This is a genomic window from Xenorhabdus vietnamensis (assembly GCF_002127535.1).
Taxonomy (GTDB): Bacteria; Pseudomonadota; Gammaproteobacteria; order Enterobacterales; family Enterobacteriaceae; genus Xenorhabdus; species Xenorhabdus vietnamensis.
The window spans coordinates 90,997-112,906 of record NZ_MUBJ01000009.1 but is presented as its reverse complement, the minus strand read 5'-3'; the positions used below and the strand labels follow the sequence as shown (position 1 = coordinate 112,906).

The 21,910-nt window shown below is 41.3% G+C and carries 12 protein-coding genes and 1 pseudogene; 8 read left to right on the top strand and 5 right to left on the bottom strand.

The window, feature by feature from the left end:
- Nucleotides 1-3 precede the first annotated feature (3 nt).
- Both Xvie_RS10060 and Xvie_RS10055 read right to left on the bottom strand, forming a co-directional pair.
- Nucleotides 4-633: a 4Fe-4S single cluster domain-containing protein gene (locus Xvie_RS10060; protein WP_086109192.1), complete on the bottom strand. Its 630-nt coding sequence runs from the start codon at nucleotides 631-633 to the stop codon at nucleotides 4-6.
- Nucleotides 633-2,486 (bottom strand): AAA family ATPase, encoded by a 1,854-nt coding sequence (locus tag Xvie_RS10055; RefSeq protein WP_086109191.1) that lies wholly within the window; start codon nucleotides 2,484-2,486, stop codon nucleotides 633-635. Before Xvie_RS10055 ends, Xvie_RS10060 begins: the two co-directional genes overlap by 1 nt.
- A 179-nt stretch (nucleotides 2,487-2,665) precedes the next feature.
- Between Xvie_RS10055 and Xvie_RS10050 the strand changes: the two are divergent.
- The 7 genes and pseudogenes from Xvie_RS10050 to Xvie_RS10020 form a co-directional block, all read left to right on the top strand.
- Nucleotides 2,666-3,214 (top strand): annotated as a pseudogene (locus Xvie_RS10050) (MFS transporter); the annotation flags it as partial.
- 47 nt (nucleotides 3,215-3,261) lie between these two features.
- Nucleotides 3,262-3,959 (top strand): IS1 family transposase gene (locus tag Xvie_RS10045; RefSeq protein WP_208612550.1). Its coding sequence is split into 2 segments (ribosomal slippage): nucleotides 3,262-3,511 and nucleotides 3,511-3,959, totalling 699 coding nucleotides; the frame shifts between segments, so codons are not numbered across the junction.
- A gap of 68 nt (nucleotides 3,960-4,027) precedes the next feature.
- A complete protein-coding gene (locus Xvie_RS10040) occupies nucleotides 4,028-5,413 on the top strand; it encodes an MATE family efflux transporter (protein ID WP_167376262.1) in 1,386 nt (461 codons plus the stop codon).
- Between the two features lie 557 nt (nucleotides 5,414-5,970).
- Nucleotides 5,971-7,185, top strand: a complete 1,215-nt coding sequence (cml, locus tag Xvie_RS10035; RefSeq protein ID WP_086109189.1) for a CmlA/FloR family chloramphenicol efflux MFS transporter — start codon at nucleotides 5,971-5,973, stop codon at nucleotides 7,183-7,185.
- Between the two features lie 429 nt (nucleotides 7,186-7,614).
- Nucleotides 7,615-14,808 (top strand): amino acid adenylation domain-containing protein, encoded by a 7,194-nt coding sequence (locus Xvie_RS10030; protein ID WP_167376261.1) that lies wholly within the window; start codon nucleotides 7,615-7,617, stop codon nucleotides 14,806-14,808.
- Nucleotides 14,805-15,983 carry an FAD-dependent monooxygenase gene (locus Xvie_RS10025; protein ID WP_086109187.1) on the top strand — a complete coding sequence of 393 codons (1,179 nt, stop codon included), beginning with the start codon at nucleotides 14,805-14,807 and terminating at the stop codon, nucleotides 15,981-15,983. Before Xvie_RS10030 ends, Xvie_RS10025 begins: the two co-directional genes overlap by 4 nt.
- Before the next feature lie 765 nt (nucleotides 15,984-16,748).
- The gene (locus Xvie_RS10020) at nucleotides 16,749-17,408 is read left to right on the top strand and encodes a 50S ribosomal protein L11 methyltransferase (RefSeq protein ID WP_086109186.1); all 660 of its coding nucleotides are present in this window, start codon (nucleotides 16,749-16,751) and stop codon (nucleotides 17,406-17,408) included.
- A gap of 165 nt (nucleotides 17,409-17,573) precedes the next feature.
- Here Xvie_RS10020 and Xvie_RS10015 read toward each other — a convergent pair whose 3' ends face one another.
- The 3 genes from Xvie_RS10015 to Xvie_RS10005 form a co-directional block, all read right to left on the bottom strand.
- A complete protein-coding gene (locus Xvie_RS10015; RefSeq protein WP_086109185.1) occupies nucleotides 17,574-18,143 on the bottom strand; it encodes a HutD/Ves family protein in 570 nt (189 codons plus the stop codon).
- 125 nt (nucleotides 18,144-18,268) lie between these two features.
- Complete coding sequence (locus Xvie_RS10010; protein WP_086109184.1) at nucleotides 18,269-19,690, bottom strand: aminotransferase-like domain-containing protein; 1,422 nt, start codon at nucleotides 19,688-19,690, stop codon at nucleotides 18,269-18,271.
- A gap of 165 nt (nucleotides 19,691-19,855) precedes the next feature.
- Entirely contained in the window at nucleotides 19,856-20,107 is a 252-nt protein-coding gene (locus Xvie_RS10005) for a hypothetical protein (protein ID WP_086109183.1), read from the bottom strand.
- Between the two features lie 246 nt (nucleotides 20,108-20,353).
- Here Xvie_RS10005 and yegD point away from each other — a divergent pair, with 246 nt between their 5' ends.
- Entirely contained in the window at nucleotides 20,354-21,706 is a 1,353-nt protein-coding gene (gene yegD / locus Xvie_RS10000; protein WP_086109182.1) for a molecular chaperone, read from the top strand.
- The last annotated feature ends 204 nt before the right edge of the window (nucleotides 21,707-21,910 follow it).

Below are 21,910 nucleotides of genomic sequence, written 5' to 3'. Positions count from 1 at the left end.
ATTCTATTTTTTAATCTGTATTACCTGATGATCCCCTTGCATAAGCAGATCTCTGAACAGCCCCATGTCGCCCTTTCCCGGAATACCGGCAATAAACACTCTGCCTTGTGCATCCAAAGCGAGATCTAAAACCTTGTCCGTTTCGTCCAGCGGCAGATGATAAGTGTGATAACGCTGTCTGCCCAACGGAGTCAGAAGATGAAGTTCCTGATTGTCACTGCCCCGTAAACGCAAATTCTGTGTCGCTTCTTGTTGATACGGGCCGGATACCAACGCATCAATCAAACCTTCCATTGTCTGTAACATAGTTTTTAACGCGCTATATTCATATCCACTGAAAACCAGAATGTCGCCAGAAAAATGACCGCGTAACATTTTTAACAATGTATAAAGTGCATCCGGCTGTTCAAAAGGTTCACCACCGGAAATGGTGATACCCTCGGCTTCTGTCAGCCATGGTTTGAGCTTTATTATCAAGGTACTGACGGCAATGCGTTGTTGTGTTGGTCGCCATGTGTCAGGTGACATACATCCCTTACAACGAATACTGCATCCTTGTGTCCAAATCCCGATACGTTTTCCAGGCCCCAGGGAGGTCACGGGATAATGCAGACGCGACAGATTGATCTCCATCAAACTGACTCCGTAACTCGCGTCAGTTGCACCGTTGTCATTCCGCCTGTTTCGTCTAATGCAATCTCGGTGATACAAAAAGCGTCGTTTGGCCGGGCATTCTGATCAAAGATAGTCCGTGATAACGGGTTGATAAGATGAATTTCGAGCTGATTACGGATACCTCGTCCACCATTAGATAAATCCGCAAGGCAGCGGGATTTGAGGGTTACCATTGCCTTATCGGCTATCGTGATAGTTAGCGCCTGTTTCTCTAGCCCGCGCAGAATATTATCCACCATTTGACTGAAAATCTGCTCTGCCACATCCGGCCGGATAAAATCAAATACAATGATATTTTCGCCAATGCGGTTCAACAATTCCGGGCGGTTCAGCACCAGTTTGAAGTAGCGTTCAATTTCCCGTTTCACATTTTGTTGTACGGTTTCAAACGGTTCATCCGATGTGATGTTAGCGACCCGCTCTCCTTCATTATTCAGCCGATAAATGCCGAGGTTCGAGGTAAAAATAATCAACGATTCAGAAAAATAGACACGATCACCGCGACCGGATGTCAATACACCATCATCAATAATCTGCAAAAACTTATCCATCAGTTGTGGATGGGCTTTTTCAATTTCATCAAACAACACAACACTGAACGGTTTTTCACGGATGGCGTTAGTCAGTTCGCCTCCTGTGTTATAGCCGACATAGCCGGGAGGTGCACCGATAAGACGCTGATCGGCATGTTCGGCACTGAATTCCGACATATCAAAGCGGATATAGGCACTTTCATCACCAAACAACATCTGAGTAACAGTTTTTGCCAACTCAGTTTTCCCGACACCAGTAGGACCGGCAAGAAACAATACACCACGCGGGCGTCCGTTTTTATTGCTGCCGACGCCGGTTACAGCCCGTTTAATAATATCCAGTAAATGTGTGACAGCGTGATATTGTCCTTTTACACGCCGTTGTATGATGTCATAGGCATTACGGATTTTATTTTTATTAATCTTTTGCCACGGATCTTCTGTAATACCGACTTTATAACGCCTGACCGCATCACTGATACGTATGACCGGGACACTCTCAAGACGGGCAAGCTGTACGATAGCGGTTAAATCGAACAGTAACAGCCCTTCGGTTTCATCAATAAATTCATTTAGTAAGGCGATCTGTTCATCAGCCGTCAACAGTTCAAAGCCCGGCAGTGAACGCAATAAAGTCGGTGCCAGTGCCCGGCGCACCTGTCCGTCAGGTTTAGCAACCAGAATATGACGGATCCGGGGATTATTAATCAGAAACCAGTCCGGTAAATCGGTTTCTTTTTCGACTATCCAGAAAATGGTATTAAAAAATGGCTGGCGTTGTGCCCCTGCCGGACGGGCTTTCGCCTGATGAGAAAGAATTAAGGCGCGAGTAAACAGATGGTGCTCAACCACAGAGAGATTTTCACGCTGGGAGATCAAGCAGGAAGCAAAGTCCACACATAATGCTATTGGCTCATTCGGGTATTCTACCCATTTCTCCAATACGTTATTTAGCAAATCGATACCACCGGGAATACGATTGGCATTCATCGACAGTCCCAGTCGTTGTAATAATGCCTGCCCTTGTCCTTCCGACTGTGACGAATGACTAGTCAAGGTAAATCCAGAAAGCGGATTAAATGTCATGATATGCACATAACCCATATCAAATAACGTATTTTGCAGAGCCTGATTCAATGCCAGTGGTGTGATAATTTTCGGCGCAATCTCATACGATTGCAGATCCCTGACATTACCGGACAGTACAAACTGACTTTTCAGAGGTAAAAAACGTTGTAAGTCCCGTAACCAGCGCGCTTTCTGGAAGGCGTTATCCATGATATTCTTCTTTTTTTCTTATCATATAAAAATAATGAATCAGTTTACCGTATTCAGATAAAAACAAAGCAGGAAAAACGTCAGTTTCGTGATTCAAATAGGTCAGCATTTAAGAAAATTATCTTGCAGGACAGTGCGTTTCAGCATAATAACAAAAACTATTTTCAGGGAATGAGTAAATGTTTTCCAAATCAAATATCTCAACCAGTGCATTACTGGTTTCTTCTCTGCTGTTGACCATAGGGCGTGGGGCTACACTTCCCTTTATGGCCATCTATCTGACCCATCAGTATCAGATGCCGGTTGATATGGTCGGGATTGCTATCTCCGTTGCTTTAACTATTGGTGTACTCTTCAGTATGGGGTTCGGGATTCTGGCGGATAAGTTCGATAAAAAACGCTACATGCTGTTAGCCATTATTGCGTTTATCTGTGGTTTTATTTCGATTCCCCTGATTAACCACGCAGGCTTGGTTGTAGTTTTTATCTCGTTAATAAACTGTGCCTATTCTGTGTTTTCAACAGTACTGAAAGGTTATTTTGCCGATACACTGTCAACGTCAATGAAAGCAAAGATTTTTTCGCTGAACTACACTTTTATTAATATAGGTTGGACTATCGGCCCACCAATAGGTACATGGCTTTTGATGTACAGCATCAATCTTCCGTTCTGGTTGGCAGCAATTTCCGCTTCTATTCCTATTGTTTTTATTCGGTCATTCTCCCAATGATTAGATCTTGTGATAAACTCCCTGCTTTTTATTCTGGGTGAGATATGGCTAAAGTGGATGTGGTTTGTCGTTACTGTCATAAAACAGACGAGGTTAAAGGGCATGGAAAAGGGCGTACTGGGCATCCCCGCTATCACTGCTATGCTTGCCGTAAGACCTTCCAACTGAATTATACCTATCAAGCTTGCCAGCCCGGCATGAAAGAGCAAATTATTGATATGTCCATGAATAACGCCGGTGTCAGGGACACGGCTCGGGTTCTGAAAGTCGGCATTAACACAGTCATTCGCACATTAAAAAACTCACACCAAGACAAGTGACTACGCTGCCGCTTACGGGCAGTGAGATTCATCTTGTCTGTGAAATAGACGAGCAGTGGTCATTTGTCGGTAATAAGAAAAATCAACGCTGGCTCTGGTATGCCTGGGAGCCGAATAAGAAACGGGTAGTGGCACATGTGTTTGGGGATCGCAGCAGGAAAACGTTGAAAAAGCTGCTGGCACTCTTGTCTCCTTTTACTATCCGGTTTTACTGTACAGATGATTATGCCGTTTACGATTGCCTGCCTCAGGAAAAACACCTCACGGGAAAGAAATTTACCCAACGTATCGAGAGAACAAATCTTACGCTTCGTATCCGGATAAAGAGGCTGAATAGAAAAACAATAGGTTATTCCAAATCCGAAGAGATGCATGACAAAGTGGTAGGTACGTTCATTGAACGTGAATACTATATTTCATAACAGATCTAATCATTGGGAGCATGACCTTTCTGTGGGGCAGATTTATCAAGCTGAGCAAGGATGTAAATTTGAATATAAACCTTCAAACAAAGAACATTATTAAGTCTCCTAATTGGCTGGACGATGTGCGTTCTATTCTGACGCTTGCGACACCATTAATTATTTCCCAATGTGCTCAAAGTGGAATTTTCTTTATCGATGCATTGCTGATGGGGCAACTCGGACCACAGGCACTTGCAGCAGGCGCATTGGCTATTTCGGCATTCTATTTATGCTACATATTGTCATTCGGTGTTATTTCTGCTGCCGGCAATCTGGTTGCTATCTATCATGGCGCGGGGCGCCGTCGTGATATTGTATCGGCCATTCGTTGTGGATTACTTCTTGCTCTGCTTTTATCTTTGGGAATGGGAATACTTTTATGGAATGTCACCCCTCTGATGCTGATGCTTGGACAACCCCCTCAGACGGTAGAAGTGGCTCAAAAATTTTTGCACATACTCGTTTGGGGTATGCCATTTGGTCTTTTATTTCTTGCATTGAGAGGATTCACCGCTGGCATTGGTAAACCGGGTCCCATTCCCTTTATTATGTTCAGCGCACTTATTCTTTCTGGTAGTTTAGGATGGATTTTATCCCAAATGATGGGGATATATGGCATCGCCATTGCATCTATTATTACATATGGTTATATGGGAATCGCATTCGTTGTTATTCTTTGCCTACATCGTCACTACAAGCGCTATCCAATCTTTACCCGATTCACCCGCAAAGACTTATCCATCATGCCCGAATTACTTAAAATTGGTATACCTACAGCGGGAACCCTTGGTCTGGAAAATAGCTTGTTTAATGGCTGTGCCTGGCTCATGGGAGCCTTGGGTGCTATCACGCTGGCTGCTCATCAAAGCCTTATGCAATTGGTCATCGCAAGTTTCACTGTACCACTGGGTCTGATGTATGCGGTTTCCATGCGTGCAGGTCAAGCCTCGGGGGCAGGAAACTGGCATAAAGTGCGTAACTTATCTTGGATTGGAAACACATTAATCCTGTTATGGTCATTATTTACCATATCTGTCTTGCTGCTGATCCCAAATGAATTATTATCCCTTTTTCTACCTTCAGATATAAATCAGGCAACTGAAGCCAAGAACATCGCATTAATGTTAGTACCGTTTGCTGCCCTGCTATGTTTACTGGATGGTTGGCAAACAATGGTATGTGGACTTCTCCGTGCTCTGAAGGATGCACAAATTACGGTTATTATTTCTGGGGTGAGTTATTGGGGAATTGGACTCCCACTCGCATGGTGGCTATCGCAGTATTCTCTCGGCCCTGCGGGTATATGGTGGGGAATGTGTTCTGGACTGTTCATCGCTTGTTTTATAATGCAAATTCGGTTGCAAGTGCTGTTACGAAAACGCATACATACTTCTGCTCACTTCTTAAAATAGAACTTAATTTAACCACTTGTTCAGTTGATAACCAGAATTTCGGTTTTCAGATTTATCCCTGAACAAGCTGGTAAATCCAGACATTCTGACTCATGGTAGCAATGGACAATTAATAATAAATTGGCGCCCGGATTTAAAACGTCAAGTTATGTCTCGACAGGTAACTGTTGGGGAGGCTATGCCGGAAGGTATAGAGATCCATGGGCTGGCAGAGGGATTTATCGCGTTGCCTCGTTAAAAACAATAATTCGAGATATATAAGTGTCTTTGGCTTTTATAATAAAATGTCATCTCTGTCACAATCAAGAAAACATGGTTAGAAGAGTTGAATAATCACCTATAAAGTATTACTCTTAATTCAAGGCTCTTTGCATCTCAGCATGGAGATTTTACGATACGATTCACTATAAGATAACCCATATATGAGTATTCTCAAAAAGCACACAACAGATAGATAAGCCGCAGCAACCATAGTTTTACCGGTTGTTGCGGCGTCCTCAAGAATCTCTCTATTCTATGAGTACGCCGTCAAATCCTTCACTTTAGGAGATGAATTCGTGCACTCAAAAGATTTTTTCTGGCAATATTCTCTTACCACCACAATATTACTGTTATCCCCATTCAATTTACTGGCATCGCTGGCTATGGATATGTATCTGCCCGTAATGCCTTTCATCGCTGATGCACTTGGGGCCGGAGCAGGAACGATCCAGCTAACGCTGACTGTATATATGATTTTGTTAGGAGTCGGCCAGCTTCTATTTGGCCCGTTGTCAGATCTGTTCGGTCGTCGTCCTATTTTGCTTAGCGGTGGAATTGCTTACGCGGTTGCTTCATTCGGCCTTGCCATAATTTCATCACCAGAAGTTTTTTTGGGTCTCCGCATTATTCAAGCCTGCGGGGCTTCAGCATGTCTCGTAGCCATATTCTCGGCTGTACGCGACATCTATTCAGGTCGTAAAGAAATCAACGTCATCTATGGCTTGCTCGGCTCTATGCTTGCCATGGTTCCGGCAGTAGCTCCTTTGCTCGGGACGCTGGTTGACATTTGGCTCGGGTGGCGTGCAATTTTTGGTTTATTAGGATTTGCGATGGCAGTTGCGGTTATTATGGTCTGGAAACTCTGTCCAGAAACCCGGCGGCAACGGGCGGCAAACTTACAGTGGTCGCAACTACTTCTTCCTGTAAAACGCTTGAATTTCTGGCTATACACCCTCTGCTACAGTGCAGGGCTAGGAAGCTTCTTTGTCTTCTTTTCAACTGCCCCGTGGGTAATGATGAGCCGACAAGGATTATCAAAAATTACTTTCAGCTTGCTATTTGCAACTGTGGCTATCGCAATGATGGTGACTGCGCGAAGTGTGGGGAGTTTGATTACCCGATGGGGAATCCTGAATACGTTACGGATGGGAATGTTCTGCCTGATGGCAGGAGCACTGTTGCTGTCTGTTGGAGAAACGCTCATACCTGAGTCGGTATTTGGTTTCATAGTCCCAATGTGGCTTGTCGGTGTTGGAATCTCTATGGCGATTTCAGTAGCACCCAATGGCGCACTACAAGGTTTTGATTATATGGCCGGAACTGTAACAGCATTCTACTCCTGTCTGGGAGGGTTACTGTTGGGAATAGGCGGAACACTTACCATTACACTTTTATCCAATGCCACTACCTGGCCGATTATCATTTATTGCCTGATTCTGGCAACAATAGTACTTTGTCTGTCCTGCTTTATTAACAATAGAAGGCAAGAACAGTCAGATCCAAGTTATTAATCGGATTAACTGACAGATACTGCGACACGGATTACTTCTTTCTGAAAAAACGTGTCGCATTTTTCCAGAAAATGCGATTAATTTAATGATTATCATCAGTAATTATCACTGAAAAAATTTATTTTGAACTTACACTATATATGGAGTGCAGTGGGGCAAGAATTCCTGACACCTCACAGGTCTGCTAATCTGATGAATATAATTAGGCAGGAAGCTGTTCAGCAAATTTTTCTCCATCAACAACGGATTATAGATGTATCCCGTTCACTGAGTATTGATACCCGTATCCAGGAAATGGAAAGATTACTCTAACAGCCGATTTTTGTTACGCCTTGAATAGAAAATGTAATTCAATATAAATTAATGGGCATTGTGTTAAGGAGAGTGTAATTAATAAAATAAAACTTTCTAATTATAATGCAAATAGCCATGAACAAATTACAAGTTGTACCTCTTACTCAGTATCAAAAAGAAATCTACTACGAGACTCAACGTAATCCAGAAAGCGGTCAGTTTACTTTATCTGTAGCGAGAATGTTAAAAGATAATGTTAATTTTGAAAAACTTTTTCACTCAATTAATAATATCCTTAACCATGACGTTACATGCCGATTACGTATTGTCGAACAAGCCGGAGTTTTGAATCAAAAGATACAAGATATTACAGTTAAGCAAGCGGAAATCATTGATGCTGAAGGTAAGAATGTTACTGCACTCCTCAGTAAATGGTCAGAACGAATTTTCAATCTGGAGGATAAATCGCTCCTTGAAGCGGCTCTGGTAAGAAATCTACAAAATGGATGTACTGCTATTTTTCTTCGTGCCCACCATATTGTTTGTGATGGTTGGGGACTAAATCAATTGGCAGAAAAAATCCTCCAATATTATAAGAACAATGAAATTAACCAGGAAATATTGCATGACAATTATCAGGAATATATTTCAGCAATAATTGAACAAGAAACAATTCTGTCACAACCAGAAATAGAACAACAAATAGCAGAATTAACTACGTTAACACAACGTAATGAACCTGTTTTTTTTAATCGCAAAAAGAAAACTAATCTCTCCCGTTTCATGCGCCACCGATATATATTGGCTAAGACTGAAGTTGATAAAGGAATATCTCAAGGAATCAATCCCTACCAAGTTGTTATGTCTGCGGTAATCATCTTATTGTCACGGATACATAATAATACCCAGTTAATAATAGGTGTCCCTCTACTCAACCGCCGCATTAATCAACTCAATGTTGCTGGTCAATGGGCTAATACTCTACCACTTGCCTTTGAGGTAAGAGCAAACGATACCCTTATTGACTTAGCAGCTCGCATTAAAACAGACATTACAAAACTGAAAACTTTTGAACATATTCCCCTAGGGCGTTTGTTTAAGTCTCTAGGAACGATAAAACGTCAATGGTTTGATGTCACAGTATCTTATAACCACTTCCCTATAAGAGATATTTCCTGCTATTCCTATAAAAATGTAGAGAACTATGGGGCAGCTCACGAAGATGATGCAATTGCGATACATATAAGTACTTATGGGGACAATAATGATGTCACTGTTGATATCGCTGGGGCTGTAGATATTTTCGATGAAAACTATACATTTGAAATGCTTACTGCCTCTATAAAGCATATTAGCGAACAACTTATTGCATCCCCAACAAAAACTGTCTCAGAAGTAAGCCTCTCTTCAGCAGAAGAAGCCGCTCAATTAGGTCTTTTTGAACAGGGCCCTGTCACAGAATTCTCGAAACAAGAAACTTTATCAACGCTATTTGATGCTCAGGTTTCATTACATGGGGAAGCGATAGCTATCGCAAACTCTGGCGAGCAACCTACTCTCACTTATTCTCAGTTCCAGACATGTATAGACAATATGGTTACTGTTTTACTGAAAGAGGGAGTACGAAAAGGAGACGTTGTTGCAATCTTAATGGATCGTAGCACGGATATGTTAACAGCTATTTTTGCTGCATTAAAAGCAGGTGCTGCTTATCTACCTATAGATCCTAATTATCCGCAGGAGCGGATTGATTATATGTTGAATGATAGCGGTGTCGAAGTCATCGTATCTGACAAACTTAATCAGTCTTTAGTCGCCAAATCTTATATTGTAATTGATGGTAATAGCATTCCTGCTCAAGAGAATGTAAAACAGTTCAATTTATCTACGGCAAATTCCTTGGCATATATGATTTATACATCAGGCTCTACAGGGAAACCTAAGGGAGTGATGATCGATCATTATTCAGTGGTAAATCGGATTGAGTGGATGCAAGAACGTTATCCACTGGATAATACCGATGTGGTACTGCAAAAGACACCGATTTCATTTGATGTTTCTGTTTGGGAACTATTTTGGTGGTCGATCTCTGGGGCATCAGTCCACTTATTACCACCCGGTGCTCACAAAGATCCATTAGAGATAATAAAAGCAATCAGTGTACATCATGTTACTACATTGCACTTTGTTCCCTCTATGCTCCAGCCTTTCTTAGATATTTTGGAAAGCGAACCTGAATTAGTGGATAAATTAACCAGCTTACGCCGGGTGTTCACCAGCGGTGAAGCACTTCCTCCGACACGGGTTAATCAATTCCGTAAAATCTTTTCCGTCTTTGGCTTAAATGCACCAACCCTGATTAATCTATATGGTCCAACAGAAGCAACTGTAGATGTATCATATTTCGAGTTTCTTCCTGAAAATAATGATGTTATCAACCGGGTTCCTATTGGTTTTCCGATTAACAACATTTCACTGAGGATCATGTCTCAGCATGGTACTCGGCAATCAGTAGGAATTGCTGGTGAGTTACAGATCAGCGGTATTGGATTAGCCCGTGGTTATCACAATAAGCCAGAATTAACTGATGAGAAATTCATTTGGGATGGAGAACAACGCTGGTATCGCACAGGAGACTTAGCAAGGTGGTTATCTGACGGTAGCATCGAATATTTGGGAAGAATTGACAATCAGGTGAAGATTAGAGGCAATCGCATTGAATTGGGGGAAGTTCAAAACACTCTCGAGCGCATTCCTGGAATTACCCAAGCAGAAGTTTTACCACAAAAGAACAATAATGATGGTACTTACCTTTTTGCATACTATGTTACAAATAATCAGATTACAAATAATCAGGTTACAAATAACCAGAGTTTTACTTCTGAAAAACTGCGTAAAACTTTACTGGAATTTTTACCCGATTTCATGGTTCCACTGAAATTTTTTCAGGTTCCTTTCATTCCTCTTACTCCAAACGGTAAAGTAGATCGTGAGGCTCTTAGCGCATTTGTGAAAACAGAAGTTTTGAGTAGACATGATGATGCTCAGACTGACACTGAATATAAATTGGCAGCAATTTGGAAACGTGTACTAAAAATTGAACAACTCAGTGTGCAGGACAATTTTTATACTCTGGGAGGTGACTCCATCTTAATGTTGAAAGTTCGTTCTGAAGCTGAAAAAGCGGGAATGAATGTGACTCTTTCTGAGTTATCACAGCATTTGACAATAGTTGAGTTGGGTCAACAAATTGATATCGGCCATAAGGCTCAAAGAACCGTTGAATTATCCCCTTTTGCATTGATCAAAGAAAAAGAGCGCGCGAAACTTTCTCAATATGCTGATGCATTTCCTGCAACTCAGCTCCAACTCGGCCTGATATACCATAGTCAGCAAAGTAAAGACTCAGCTACTTATAAAGATGTTTTCCGCTATACATTGAAAGGAAAATGGAAACCGGAAAACTTTCGTAAAAGTGCAGCAGCACTTATCCAACGCCATCCCGTTCTTCGTTCACACTTTAACTTGGCTGATTTCAGCGAGCCTTTGCAAATCATTAATCACAGAATCGATCTTGATTATGCAGTAGAAATTCAAGATCTTAGTTTATTGACATTGGCTGAATCTGAACAACTGCTTAAAGAATACATGGAAAAAAGAAGTTGTCAGGACTACCATTTTGATTATGCACCACTGTACCACATCTGCCTGTTCAGAACCGTAGACACCATAGAAGTGGTATTTAGTTTCCACCATGCCATTCTCGATGGCGGTAGTGTGGCAAATTTGATGCATGAACTTTTCTCTCGTTACCTTAATGATGGTATATATTTTTCTGAAACTGATGTACTGCCATCACCTGCTCTATATATACAAGATGAGCTCCACGCACTACAAGATCAGGAACACAGAGTGTTCTGGAAAGAACTGTTTAATGGACTTCCCCGAACTCAATTCCCTAGCTACCGATTGTATGAAAGTTTGCCAAAAAATCGGATTTTCACAAAAACGGCAGTTATTCCAGAAGAAATTGAAGAAAAACTGAAGATACTGGTACAACAAGAAAGTGTTTCAATTAAATCGGTTTTCTTTGCTGCACATTGTTTGACTGTATCTATAGTGACGAATCAGGATGAAATCGCCACTGGATTGGTTACCCACGGCAGACCTGATGCACAGAATTCAGAGCAGATGCTGGGCTTGTTTCTTAATACACTACCGGTACGTTTCTCCATATCTGACAAAACATGGAAAGAGTGCCTTCATGCTGTATTCAGCGCTGAACAGTATCATGCACCATACCGCAAATATCCGCTTAACGCTATCCAGCAGGCAGCAGGTGAAGGGGCAAGAATAAGTTCCGCCTTCAATTACATTCACTTCCACGTATTATCTGAAGTATTTAATGGTCCTGATTTATCTCTAATCGGATTTGACCCGTGGGAAGAAACTAATTTTGAAGTATTACTCAATGTCATGACTGACTTCATCACAGGTCAAAATCATCTACGATGTGACTTTGATGGAAGTGTTTTCTCACAAGTTCAAGCTGATACTTACCTTGACACCTATATGACCATATTGAACAGAATGGTCAATAATGGTGATCAATTGGCAACCCTGAGTCAGGCAGTCACAAAAAGAAACAAGGAAATACCATCCCAAGAATTTATATCAACGCTGACCATGATTGTGAAAAATGTACAGGAGCAACCTGATGCAATAGCAATTCATTATCATGATCAGCAATGGAGTTATGAAAAACTCTGGTTCGAGGCTGGAAAAATTGCTTCCGCGCTGATTTCTGAGGGAGTTGTCCAGAATACGCCTGTCGCTATTGCTCTTGATCGCTCTCCTACACTAGTTGCATCACTGATTGGTGTGATGAGAGCAGGAGGAGTATGTTTGCCATTAGATCTGAATTATCCGGCTCAGCGTATTGAAGCTATGGTGGAACAAGCTCAGCCGATGTTGGCTATCGTTGATGGTAAATCCGACACATTACTCAATGTAGTTACAGTCCCGACAATGAGAGTTGACACGTTAATAAACGGAAATGCGCATGTACCAGATATAAAAATAGTCCCTGAGCAGTTGGCTTATTTACTGTTTACATCAGGTTCAACAGGGAAACCCAAAGGCGTGGCAATACCACATCGTAGCCTGTCAAATTTGATTATCTGGCAGAATGGAACTCATACTGGTAAAAATATCCGTTCCACCTTGCAGTATGCCCCTCTGAGTTTTGACGTTTCATTTCAGGAAATTTTCTCCACGCTCACTTCTGGTGGAGAATTACACCTTATTAGTGAAGATGAACGACGTGATCCTTTGCAATTACTGCGTATTATTGATACTTACCAGATAGAGAGGGTCTACTTGCCTTATATTGCACTCCAGCAATTAGCGGAAACAGCAGTAGCATTGGGCACTTACCCGAAAAATCTGAAAGTTGTCATTTCATCAGGTGAACAACTCCGGGTTACCGAAGATATTCGTCTGTTTATTGAACAAATAAGTAACGGTATCCTTGAGAATCAGTATGGCCCCACGGAAACTCATGTCATCACTGCATTTACTATGCAGGGCGATCCAAAGTCTTTCCCTGCTCTTCCCCCCATTGGTAAAAGTATTAACAATTCAGATGTGGTACTCCTTAACAGTCAGTTAGAAGAAGTCTCTTCTGGTGAACAAGGTGAAATTTATGCCCGAGGTTTACCTGTGGCGTCGGGTTATTACCACCAGCCAGAATTAACAACAGCGCACTTTATTATGCTTAAAGACAGTGATGAGCCACTGTATCGTACCGGCGATCTGGGCGTGAAGCTTAAGGATGGCAATATTCTCTGTTTAGGCCGCAAGGATACGCAGGTTAAAGTCCGTGGTTATCGCATTGAGCTGGCGGAAATAGAATTAGCGGTATCAAGTACTCCCGGTGCTGACGAAATACTGAAAGACGTTGCTGTCGTCGTTCAACAGAGAGATGGAAGTGATGGTTTCCTGGTTGCTTTCCTGATCGGAGAAAAGAACGAAACATTTACTGTTTGCGTACAGCAACATTTGTCTAAAATTCTTCCTAAACACATGCTCCCTTCCCAAATAGAATGGTTGGAATCACTGCCTAAGACCCCCAGTGGAAAACGTGATGATGCAGCGTTACGTAGTATACAGATCATGCATGGGCATAATGATATAGAGGATATTGCTCCACGAGACAACTATGAGCAAGTATTGTGTGATCTGGCTGCGGACTTGTTGAAAATACCCAGCTTATCTGTTCATCAAAACTTGTTTGATATCGGTGGCACTTCATTGACAGCCATGAGAATGGTCATTTTGGTGGAAAAACATTTCGGTACCAGCATTCCTTTGTCTCTCTTTGTTAGTAACCCAACTGTTGCACAATTAGCTACATATGTCAGAGAAAAGGGAGGATATCCAAAATTCAGCCCCCTCGTCCCTATGCGTACTACAGGTCATAAACGTCCATTGTTTTTTGTCCATCCAATGGGGGGAAATGTATTGTCCTATTTACGTTTAGTGAAGCATTTCCCTGAGGATCAACCTTTCTATGCGTTGCAGGCTCATGGAGTGGACGCAGGATCTATGCCATTGACCAGTATTCAAGAACAGGCTGCAAATTATTTGGAAGCCATACGTCAAATTCAACCACATGGCCCATATTCAATCGGAGGTTGGTCTTATGGAGGATTTGTCGCATTTGAGATGGCACGTCAACTGAAAGAGCATGGGGAAGATGTTGCAGATCTTTTCGTCTTAGATACTGTTGCTCTTAACACAGAGCCTCAAGAAAAAATGAATGGTGAAGCACTACTGAAATGGTTTTTTTGGGAATTATTGTGGCTTAATAAAGGGGCGACTCTCCCTGAACAAATTGTACCGGAACATATTACGTCTTTGCAGGAGCGATTCGAATATATCACAGGGCATGCTATTGCCACAGGAGCCATTCCACAAGGCAGTTCTCGTGCTGTAGTACAAAGATTATTTGATGTGTATAAGGCCAATTGGCAAGCAGCGACGGATTATGCTGCTTACACAGCAGATATCAATATGACTTTATTACATGCAACGCGTCCATTGCCTGAAGTACTACGCTCTATGCATGATGCGGTAGGAAGTAAGTATCGAGATCCTAAAAATGGCTGGGAGAGCAAAACAAATGGCCATATCAATGTCATCGATGTACCAGGTGATCATTTGGAAATTATGGAAGAGCCGTATGTGGCAAAAGTTGCCAAAGTAATCCTTCAAGAAATGAATAAATCCTCTAAAAAACAAGCATTGTTGGTTTCGGAGAAAGTATGAATCGTCCATTGAAAGTGATCATAATTGGAGCAGGTATTGGCGGACTAACTGCTGCTATAGTTTTACGGCAGATTGGCTATTCTGTTGAAATTTATGAACAAGCACCTACTTTACGTACAGCAGGTTCAGGTTTATCTGTAATGTCCAATGCTGTTGCTGCCTTATCCTCTATTGGTATTAATCTGAAATTGGAGCACTTTGGTGCTCCAATTAAATGCTTTGAAATTAGGAATGCCAAAGATCGTTTGATACGCAGATTACCAATACCTGAAGTCTCATCTTCTAATGGATTTGATAGTGTTTGTATATCTCGTAAGGCATTGCAGGAAGCTCTGCTACAGCAGCTTGATAAGAATATTATCCATGTCGGCGCTAAAGTCACCGCGATCACTGAAAGGGATAATGGCATTTCTGTCCGTTTTGCTGATGGCAGAGAAACCGATGGTGATTTGCTCATTGGTGCTGATGGGATCTACTCTTTTGTCCGTGACTATATTCAAGGGAACAAACCCGTTCGTTCAACCGATTATATCTGTTGGTTAGCTATTACTCGCTATCAACATCCGCAGATCACACCGGGTTACGTTGGTCATTATTGGGGGGCAGGAAAACGAATCGGTTTGATCGACGTGGGAGGTGGTGAAGTCTATTGGTGGGGGACTGCGAATATGTGTGCTGAACAGACCCATAACTGGCAAGGAAATAATAAAGATATCCTGGCGTATTATCAGGGATGGCCGGCTATTGTTTCTGATATCATCCTGCAAACGCCACCCGAAGATATCATTGCTGTTCCGGCACAAGATAGACCTTTTTCACCTCTCTGGGGAAAAGGAAGGATCACTCTTTTGGGAGATGCGGCTCATCCCATGCTTACCAGCCTCGGTCAGGGTGCAGGTATGGCTATCGAAGATGCTGCTGTTTTGGGACATGTACTTAAGCAACAGCCAGATCCAATTTCGGCTCTGCGTCAGTACGAAAAAATTCGTATCCCAAGAGCTGAAATGTTAGTCAATACATCAAGGGTTCTGAGTGAAGTTGAACAAGAAGATCGTTTCTTTCATTGTTTGAAGAGGGATCTTTCCTTACGATTTGTGCCAACGATAAAGCTCAGGAAAAACCTCGAAAAATCATTAAATTTTTCTATGGAAGACTTTGACCACCATGTTATATGAGACCTTGTTTACGATTTGGTGCAATCGCTGTTTACGATTAAACATGACCATTTAAGCAGCCACCGAATTCAATCATAAAATGACTCATGTCGGAGCATCAATCTTGAATCGGAAGCTATCCTGTATAACAGGCGTAATCAGGTAAGCGCAAAGGGGAAATCAGTACCCGATGCAGACTAAACCACAGAACGATGGTCAGCAGAACTCCGGCTGACCGTCATTGCTGAAACCGCCACACTTCAGTGAAATACAATTCAAAACAATGATAGCAATGCAGATGCTATATAAAAAAATAAACAGAATAAATTATAATAATTCTTGAAAGGTATATTAGCCAATCACTGGGATTTTTCTCCAATCTCTATTACAGAAGGGTATTCGAATTATGCTTTATGCTGGTATCCGACAACGAAATACTTTCCCCAAAAAAACCTATAACAAAATCTGTAATAGGGAAAAGCAACAGTATGCTGATAAACTTAATGGGAGAAATATTCATAAATACTAACTCAATCACCAAAGTACCAATAAATGGTAGTGATTAGTGATTGCAAACAAATATTCAGTATTATTGTCACCATTAGAAATGAAACTATTTTGGTTTTCAAAAATTTTGTTCGGTCATTAACTTCTATTATTAAGAAGCAGAAAATATAGGGTTTTATAATAAATGTGAGATCTCGTGTAGTGGAGCACGTGAAATAAAAAATCTCTTGTTCGCATCTGTCCTTCATACTTGAAAATTATCTTAAAAAAGGGCTTACCATGAATAAGAACTGTAAAAATTATATGGAATGGTGGTTAGAACAGGAAAAACTAAGAACGAATAATGGACTTCCTGTAAAAATGGCACTGGCAGGAATTAATTTATCTGTTATCCCTCAAGTATTTCTTCCATCCCCATCACAAACGCACTCCACACCATTGCTTATAAAAAACATTGATCATCATGATTTCACAAGAAAAAAAGTTCTCGACATAGGAACTGGCAGTGGCGTTCTTGCCATTTACTGCGCTCTTCATGGTGCATCTTTAATAATAGCAACAGATATTGATGACCATATATTGCACCACGCTAAAAGTAATGCTTATTTGAATAAGGTTACTAATATCCATTTTATGAATAGTAATCTTTTTGAATCTGTCGAAGGTCAATATGACTACATATTCGCTAATGGGCCAATATCTCCTGAATTTTGGTCAGAAAAAAAACTTTCCGGACATACCATATTAAGTTACGGAGAAACTCTGTTTAGTCAGTACCGTCACTATCTGACAGACGAAGGGGTAATGTTTATGACATTCGCAGAATTTGGCCCAACAGAATCATTCTACAAAACGCTTCAACAAAATTCCGTTACATACAGAGAAAAAAGAGAGAAGAAATTTGGAGTATGGTGGAGTTTTTACGAAATAAAAAAATAAATCTGATAAACAACGGAAGCAGTAGTTATTTCAGGAATTATTATTTTTTACTAAAAGAGATTTTTTGATTTCAGCCTGAAATTTGTTGAGCATAAACGTTTAAAAGCCAGCAGCTTGATGTAAAATCAAGCCGCTTATTTCACTCATGTTAAATAATTATCTTATTCACCCAATTGGACGTAAATCGACCCACAACAACTGGCTATCTGCAATCAGTGGCTTGATTACTCCTTCGCGGATATCCGGCAACCACCATGCACCTTGACCAAAAGCAAGCTGGACACAATTCTCTCCTGCCATTTCCCAGCGACCTTTTAAGACATAAAGTACGCCACTGTGTGCTGTCGGCAGCAAACGTTCATCAGAAACCACCGAAACCTCAGAAGTCCAACAAGAACGGCGGGTCATTATATTGAAACACTGAACAGGACCATCCAGTAATTCGGCATGACCCAAAACATCACCCGAAAAATTAAATGGAGTCATTTTTTTCACCAGTTCGTGCTCCAAAAAACCCGGACTGGTCAAGCGGACTCCCTTTCCTTTCAACAAAACAATTGAGCGCTCAATATCAGGAAACTGCCCTAATATTCCATTTTGATGAATGGTCGTAAAACAAGCCCGCCAAGCGAAATCATCAGACACTGGCCAGCAAACAATATCCCTTGTTTCACCTTTCCCTTCAGACCATTGCATCCTTGGTAATGTTGCATAATCGAAACATTTCATTTTCATGCTACTCCCTCACCATTTTTTATTCTGTTTATAGAGCAATAAGATAATTAGTATCAAATTATTAACAGAAACACTCGCAAATAATTATCCTTGCGACAATATCAAGATAGTTGAAATGTGATTGACTACCCGCATTCCCTTAAAAGCATGTGGCATATATTCCCCAGTTCTTTCATTGCCAAAGCCTGAGTTTCATTCCATGCAAATGAAGTGTTCAAGCGGAAAGCATGATCAAATTGAGAGCTAGTGGAAAACATGCTACCCGGCGCAATGCTGATATTCTTTGCTAATGCCAGTTTATAGAGTCGATTGGCATTGAAAGGCGGTTCAAATTCCAGCCAGAGAAAATAGCCGCCACGCGCACTGTTTACTTTCACGGATTGAGGAAAGTATTCACTGATTGCCCACAGCATCCGGCTTTGTCGCTGCTCCAACTGCCGCCTTAACCGACGCAGATGGTTATCATATCCCCCCTGTGCCAAATAATCCGCTATCGCCAATTGTGTTGGTGTACTGGCAGATACCGTACTCATCATCTGTAATTGCTGAATTTTCTTCGCGTGTTTGCCCGCCGCAACCCAGCCTACCCGATAACCGGGAGCAAGACATTTTGAAAATGATGAACAGTGCATGAAATTATTTTTTGTATCCCATGCTTTTATTGGCGCCGGGGGTTCTTGTTCGAAATATAATTCACCATATACATCATCTTCAATTAAAGCGATCTGATTCTGATTCAAAATCTCTACTAATCGCTGTTTATTTTTAGCTGGCATTGTGCTGCACAATGGATTTTGAAAACGCGACATCAACCAACAGGCTTTGATTGGATATTTCTGCACAATCTCTTCTAATGTATCCAAATCAATGCCTGAATGTGGGTTTGTTTTAATGGCAATGGCTTTCAAACGTAACCGTTCTATCGCCTGTAATGCCCCGTAAAAAGCAGGCGATTCAATCACTACCCAATCACCCGGCGAAGTTACCGATTGCAAGCTAAAACTTAATGACTCCATTGCCCCGGCAGTAATGACAATTTCATCAGGGGAAACATGGATACCGTGGGAAGCATAGCGGCGGGAGATATTACGCCGTAACTTTTCATTTCCCGGCGGTAGATTTGCCAGTGAACTGTGTGGAACGAAGCGACGAGCGACTGAAGCCAGCATTTTTGACAACTTAGGTTCTACTAATAAAGAAGGATCAGGAAATGCCGAACCGAAAGGAATAATTTGCGGGTCTTTGCATGCCTGTAAAACATCAAAAATAGACGCGCTGATCTCCACATTCTCACTTAAATTTAGTTCCTTCCCTCCCTTTGCCGCCGCAAAAGGTTTTAATCGAGTGGCAACATAATATCCTGATTGTGGGCGCGCCACGATCCATCCCTGGCTTTCAAGCAACTGGTAGGCTTGCAGTACAGTCATCAAGCTCAAACCTGACGATTTCACCGTTTCCCGCAGTGAGGGTAACCTATCACCCACCTGCCAAATATCGTCCTCTATTTGTTGGCGGATCATTCCAGCCAATTGTTCGTAACGCGTCATATGTCTGGCCTTTATTTAAATTGTTATAGTTAATCGATTAAAAATTTTCAATATTATACTTTGTATCCCCAGAAACAGAAATCATTCTATGATTTGGATAAATAAACCTGCTCGGAAAAAAGAAACTTCACATAGCTATTTTTCGTAAGGAATAATCAATGCTTATTATTTTTTATTCATAAATTTTCCAAGATGGTTAAGAATACCTTTATCATTAACGCGAATTTCCTCTCTATACTGACTTCCTCTTTTTTGTACATATCTATACTCTGAGTCAGTAATAGCAGAATGATAATTAAGGTAACCAATATTTTTGTAATCAAAATGCCTATAATTGGACTCAAAATTTAGAAAATCATTCCAACTATGCAATAAACAACTAACTGAATCTTCATCTATGATATTTTTTATTTTCATTATTTTTTACTTGTTATCAAATTCATTTTTTCCACATACAAAACCAGAAACATATTGATAAAACCTTGAACTATATTTCTTTAAATAAAAATCAGCATGATTATTACGTGCATTATATAAATGATATTCAGCTCCACCGTTATTTTCTATAAGATTTTTCATTGATTTCAAGTTGCAGCAAGGTTGCTATTTAGGATAGCATCGTCGCCCTTTCAAAATTTTCCACGATTAAAAATGAGGAAACCTATGTTCATCGGTTTTGACTATGGCACATCCAATTGCGCGGTAGCAGAGATGATCGGAGATATGCCACAGCTAATTGCTATCGAAAATGATAACTTCTACATGCCTTCTGCTCTGGCTGCACCAACCCGAGAATCAGTTTCCGAGCACTTATTTCGCCACCGGAATATCAATCCAATTAATCAGGCTGGTGAACAGCTACTTCGTAGCGCAATTACTGTAAATCGTGAGGAAGGTATCGAGCTCCTGCCAGATGATATCGTCTTTGGGCAAGAAGCATTGGCTCGATATTTAGAAGACCCTCAAGATGTTTACTACGTTAAATCACCAAAATCTTTTCTGGGGGCAATGGGATTAAGAGATACTCAAATTAGTTTCTTTGAGGACTTGGTTTGCGCCATGATGGCGAATATCAAACAACAAGTCGAAACTAATAAACAGCAAGTTGTCAATGATGTCGTAATTGGCCGTCCAATTAATTTTCATGGACGTGGTGGCGATAAATCCAATCAACAAGCTGAGGAAATTCTACTTAATGCCGCAAAACGCGCTGGTTTTCGTAATATTGAGTTTCAATTTGAACCAGTGGCAGCAGGTTTGGAATATGAAGCGACACTGGCAGAAGACAAAACTGTATTGGTAGTTGATATTGGCGGCGGAACAACTGACTGTTCCCTCATTCAAATGGGCCCAAGCTGGCGAGGTAAATCTGAGCGCAATGACAGTTTACTGGCACACACTGGTCAGCGTATTGGGGGAAATGATTTAGATATTAATCTGACCTTCAAACAGCTGATGCACCCTTTTGGATTGGGAAGCAAAGTTGCTTCTGGTATTGATATGCCACTGACGCAATTCTGGAATCCTATTGCCATCAATGACGTACAGGCTCAGAAAGAGTTCTATTCTCGTCAAAATTTGACAGCATTAAAATCCTTGTACAGAGATGCCCAAGAACCTGAGAAATTAGCCCGTTTATTGAAAGTGCACCAAGATACATTAGGATACAGCCTTGTCCGCAGTGCAGAGGAAGCTAAAATTGCGCTTTCAAATCTGTCTGAGCATCAAGTTAAACTCAATCTATTATCAGAAATTATTGAAGTTAATATCCTACGTGATCAAATGATTGCCGCGATCACATCCACTAAAGAGAAAATGGCGAAGTTGGTCAGTGAAGCGGTAGCACAAGGTGGAATTCAACCCGATGTGATCTTTATGACGGGTGGCTCAGCCAGTTCACCTATTCTGCGTCAGGCCGTTGAACAAGAGTTGCCGGGTATCCCGTTGGTTGGTGGTAACTACTTCGGCTCAGTAACGACAGGTCTGGCACGCTGGGCAAAAATTTGCTTTGCTTGAGAGGCTACATGCAGGCTCAATAATACTGAGCCTGCTTTAAATTAACTTCAGCTTCGCATATGGTCTTCTATATGAACGCATCCCGCTTGCAAGACAAAAGTTGTTGTGGCATGGAAGGTAGATTGCAGCTCTATATTCGTACATGAACCCCCGCTTATGTGCAAGACAAGTTCGTTGGGTGGCGGTCATCACTGCGTTCGTACA

Excerpts from the sequence above, each read along its gene's own strand:
- Xvie_RS10060 (WP_086109192.1), bottom strand. The coding sequence starts at position 633 with ATGGAGATCAATCTGTCGCGTCTGCATTATCCCGTGACCTCCCTGGGG.
- Xvie_RS10055 (WP_086109191.1), bottom strand. The coding sequence starts at position 2,486 with ATGGATAACGCCTTCCAGAAAGCGCGCTGGTTACGGGACTTACAACGT.
- Xvie_RS10030 (WP_167376261.1), top strand. The coding sequence starts at position 7,615 with ATGAACAAATTACAAGTTGTACCTCTTACTCAGTATCAAAAAGAAATC.
- Xvie_RS10025 (WP_086109187.1), top strand. The coding sequence starts at position 14,805 with ATGAATCGTCCATTGAAAGTGATCATAATTGGAGCAGGTATTGGCGGA.
- Xvie_RS10020 (WP_086109186.1), top strand. The coding sequence starts at position 16,749 with ATGAATAAGAACTGTAAAAATTATATGGAATGGTGGTTAGAACAGGAA.
- Xvie_RS10015 (WP_086109185.1), bottom strand. The coding sequence starts at position 18,143 with ATGAAAATGAAATGTTTCGATTATGCAACATTACCAAGGATGCAATGG.
- Xvie_RS10010 (WP_086109184.1), bottom strand. The coding sequence starts at position 19,690 with ATGACGCGTTACGAACAATTGGCTGGAATGATCCGCCAACAAATAGAG.
- Xvie_RS10005 (WP_086109183.1), bottom strand. The coding sequence starts at position 20,107 with ATGAAAATAAAAAATATCATAGATGAAGATTCAGTTAGTTGTTTATTG.
- yegD (WP_086109182.1), top strand. The coding sequence starts at position 20,354 with ATGTTCATCGGTTTTGACTATGGCACATCCAATTGCGCGGTAGCAGAG.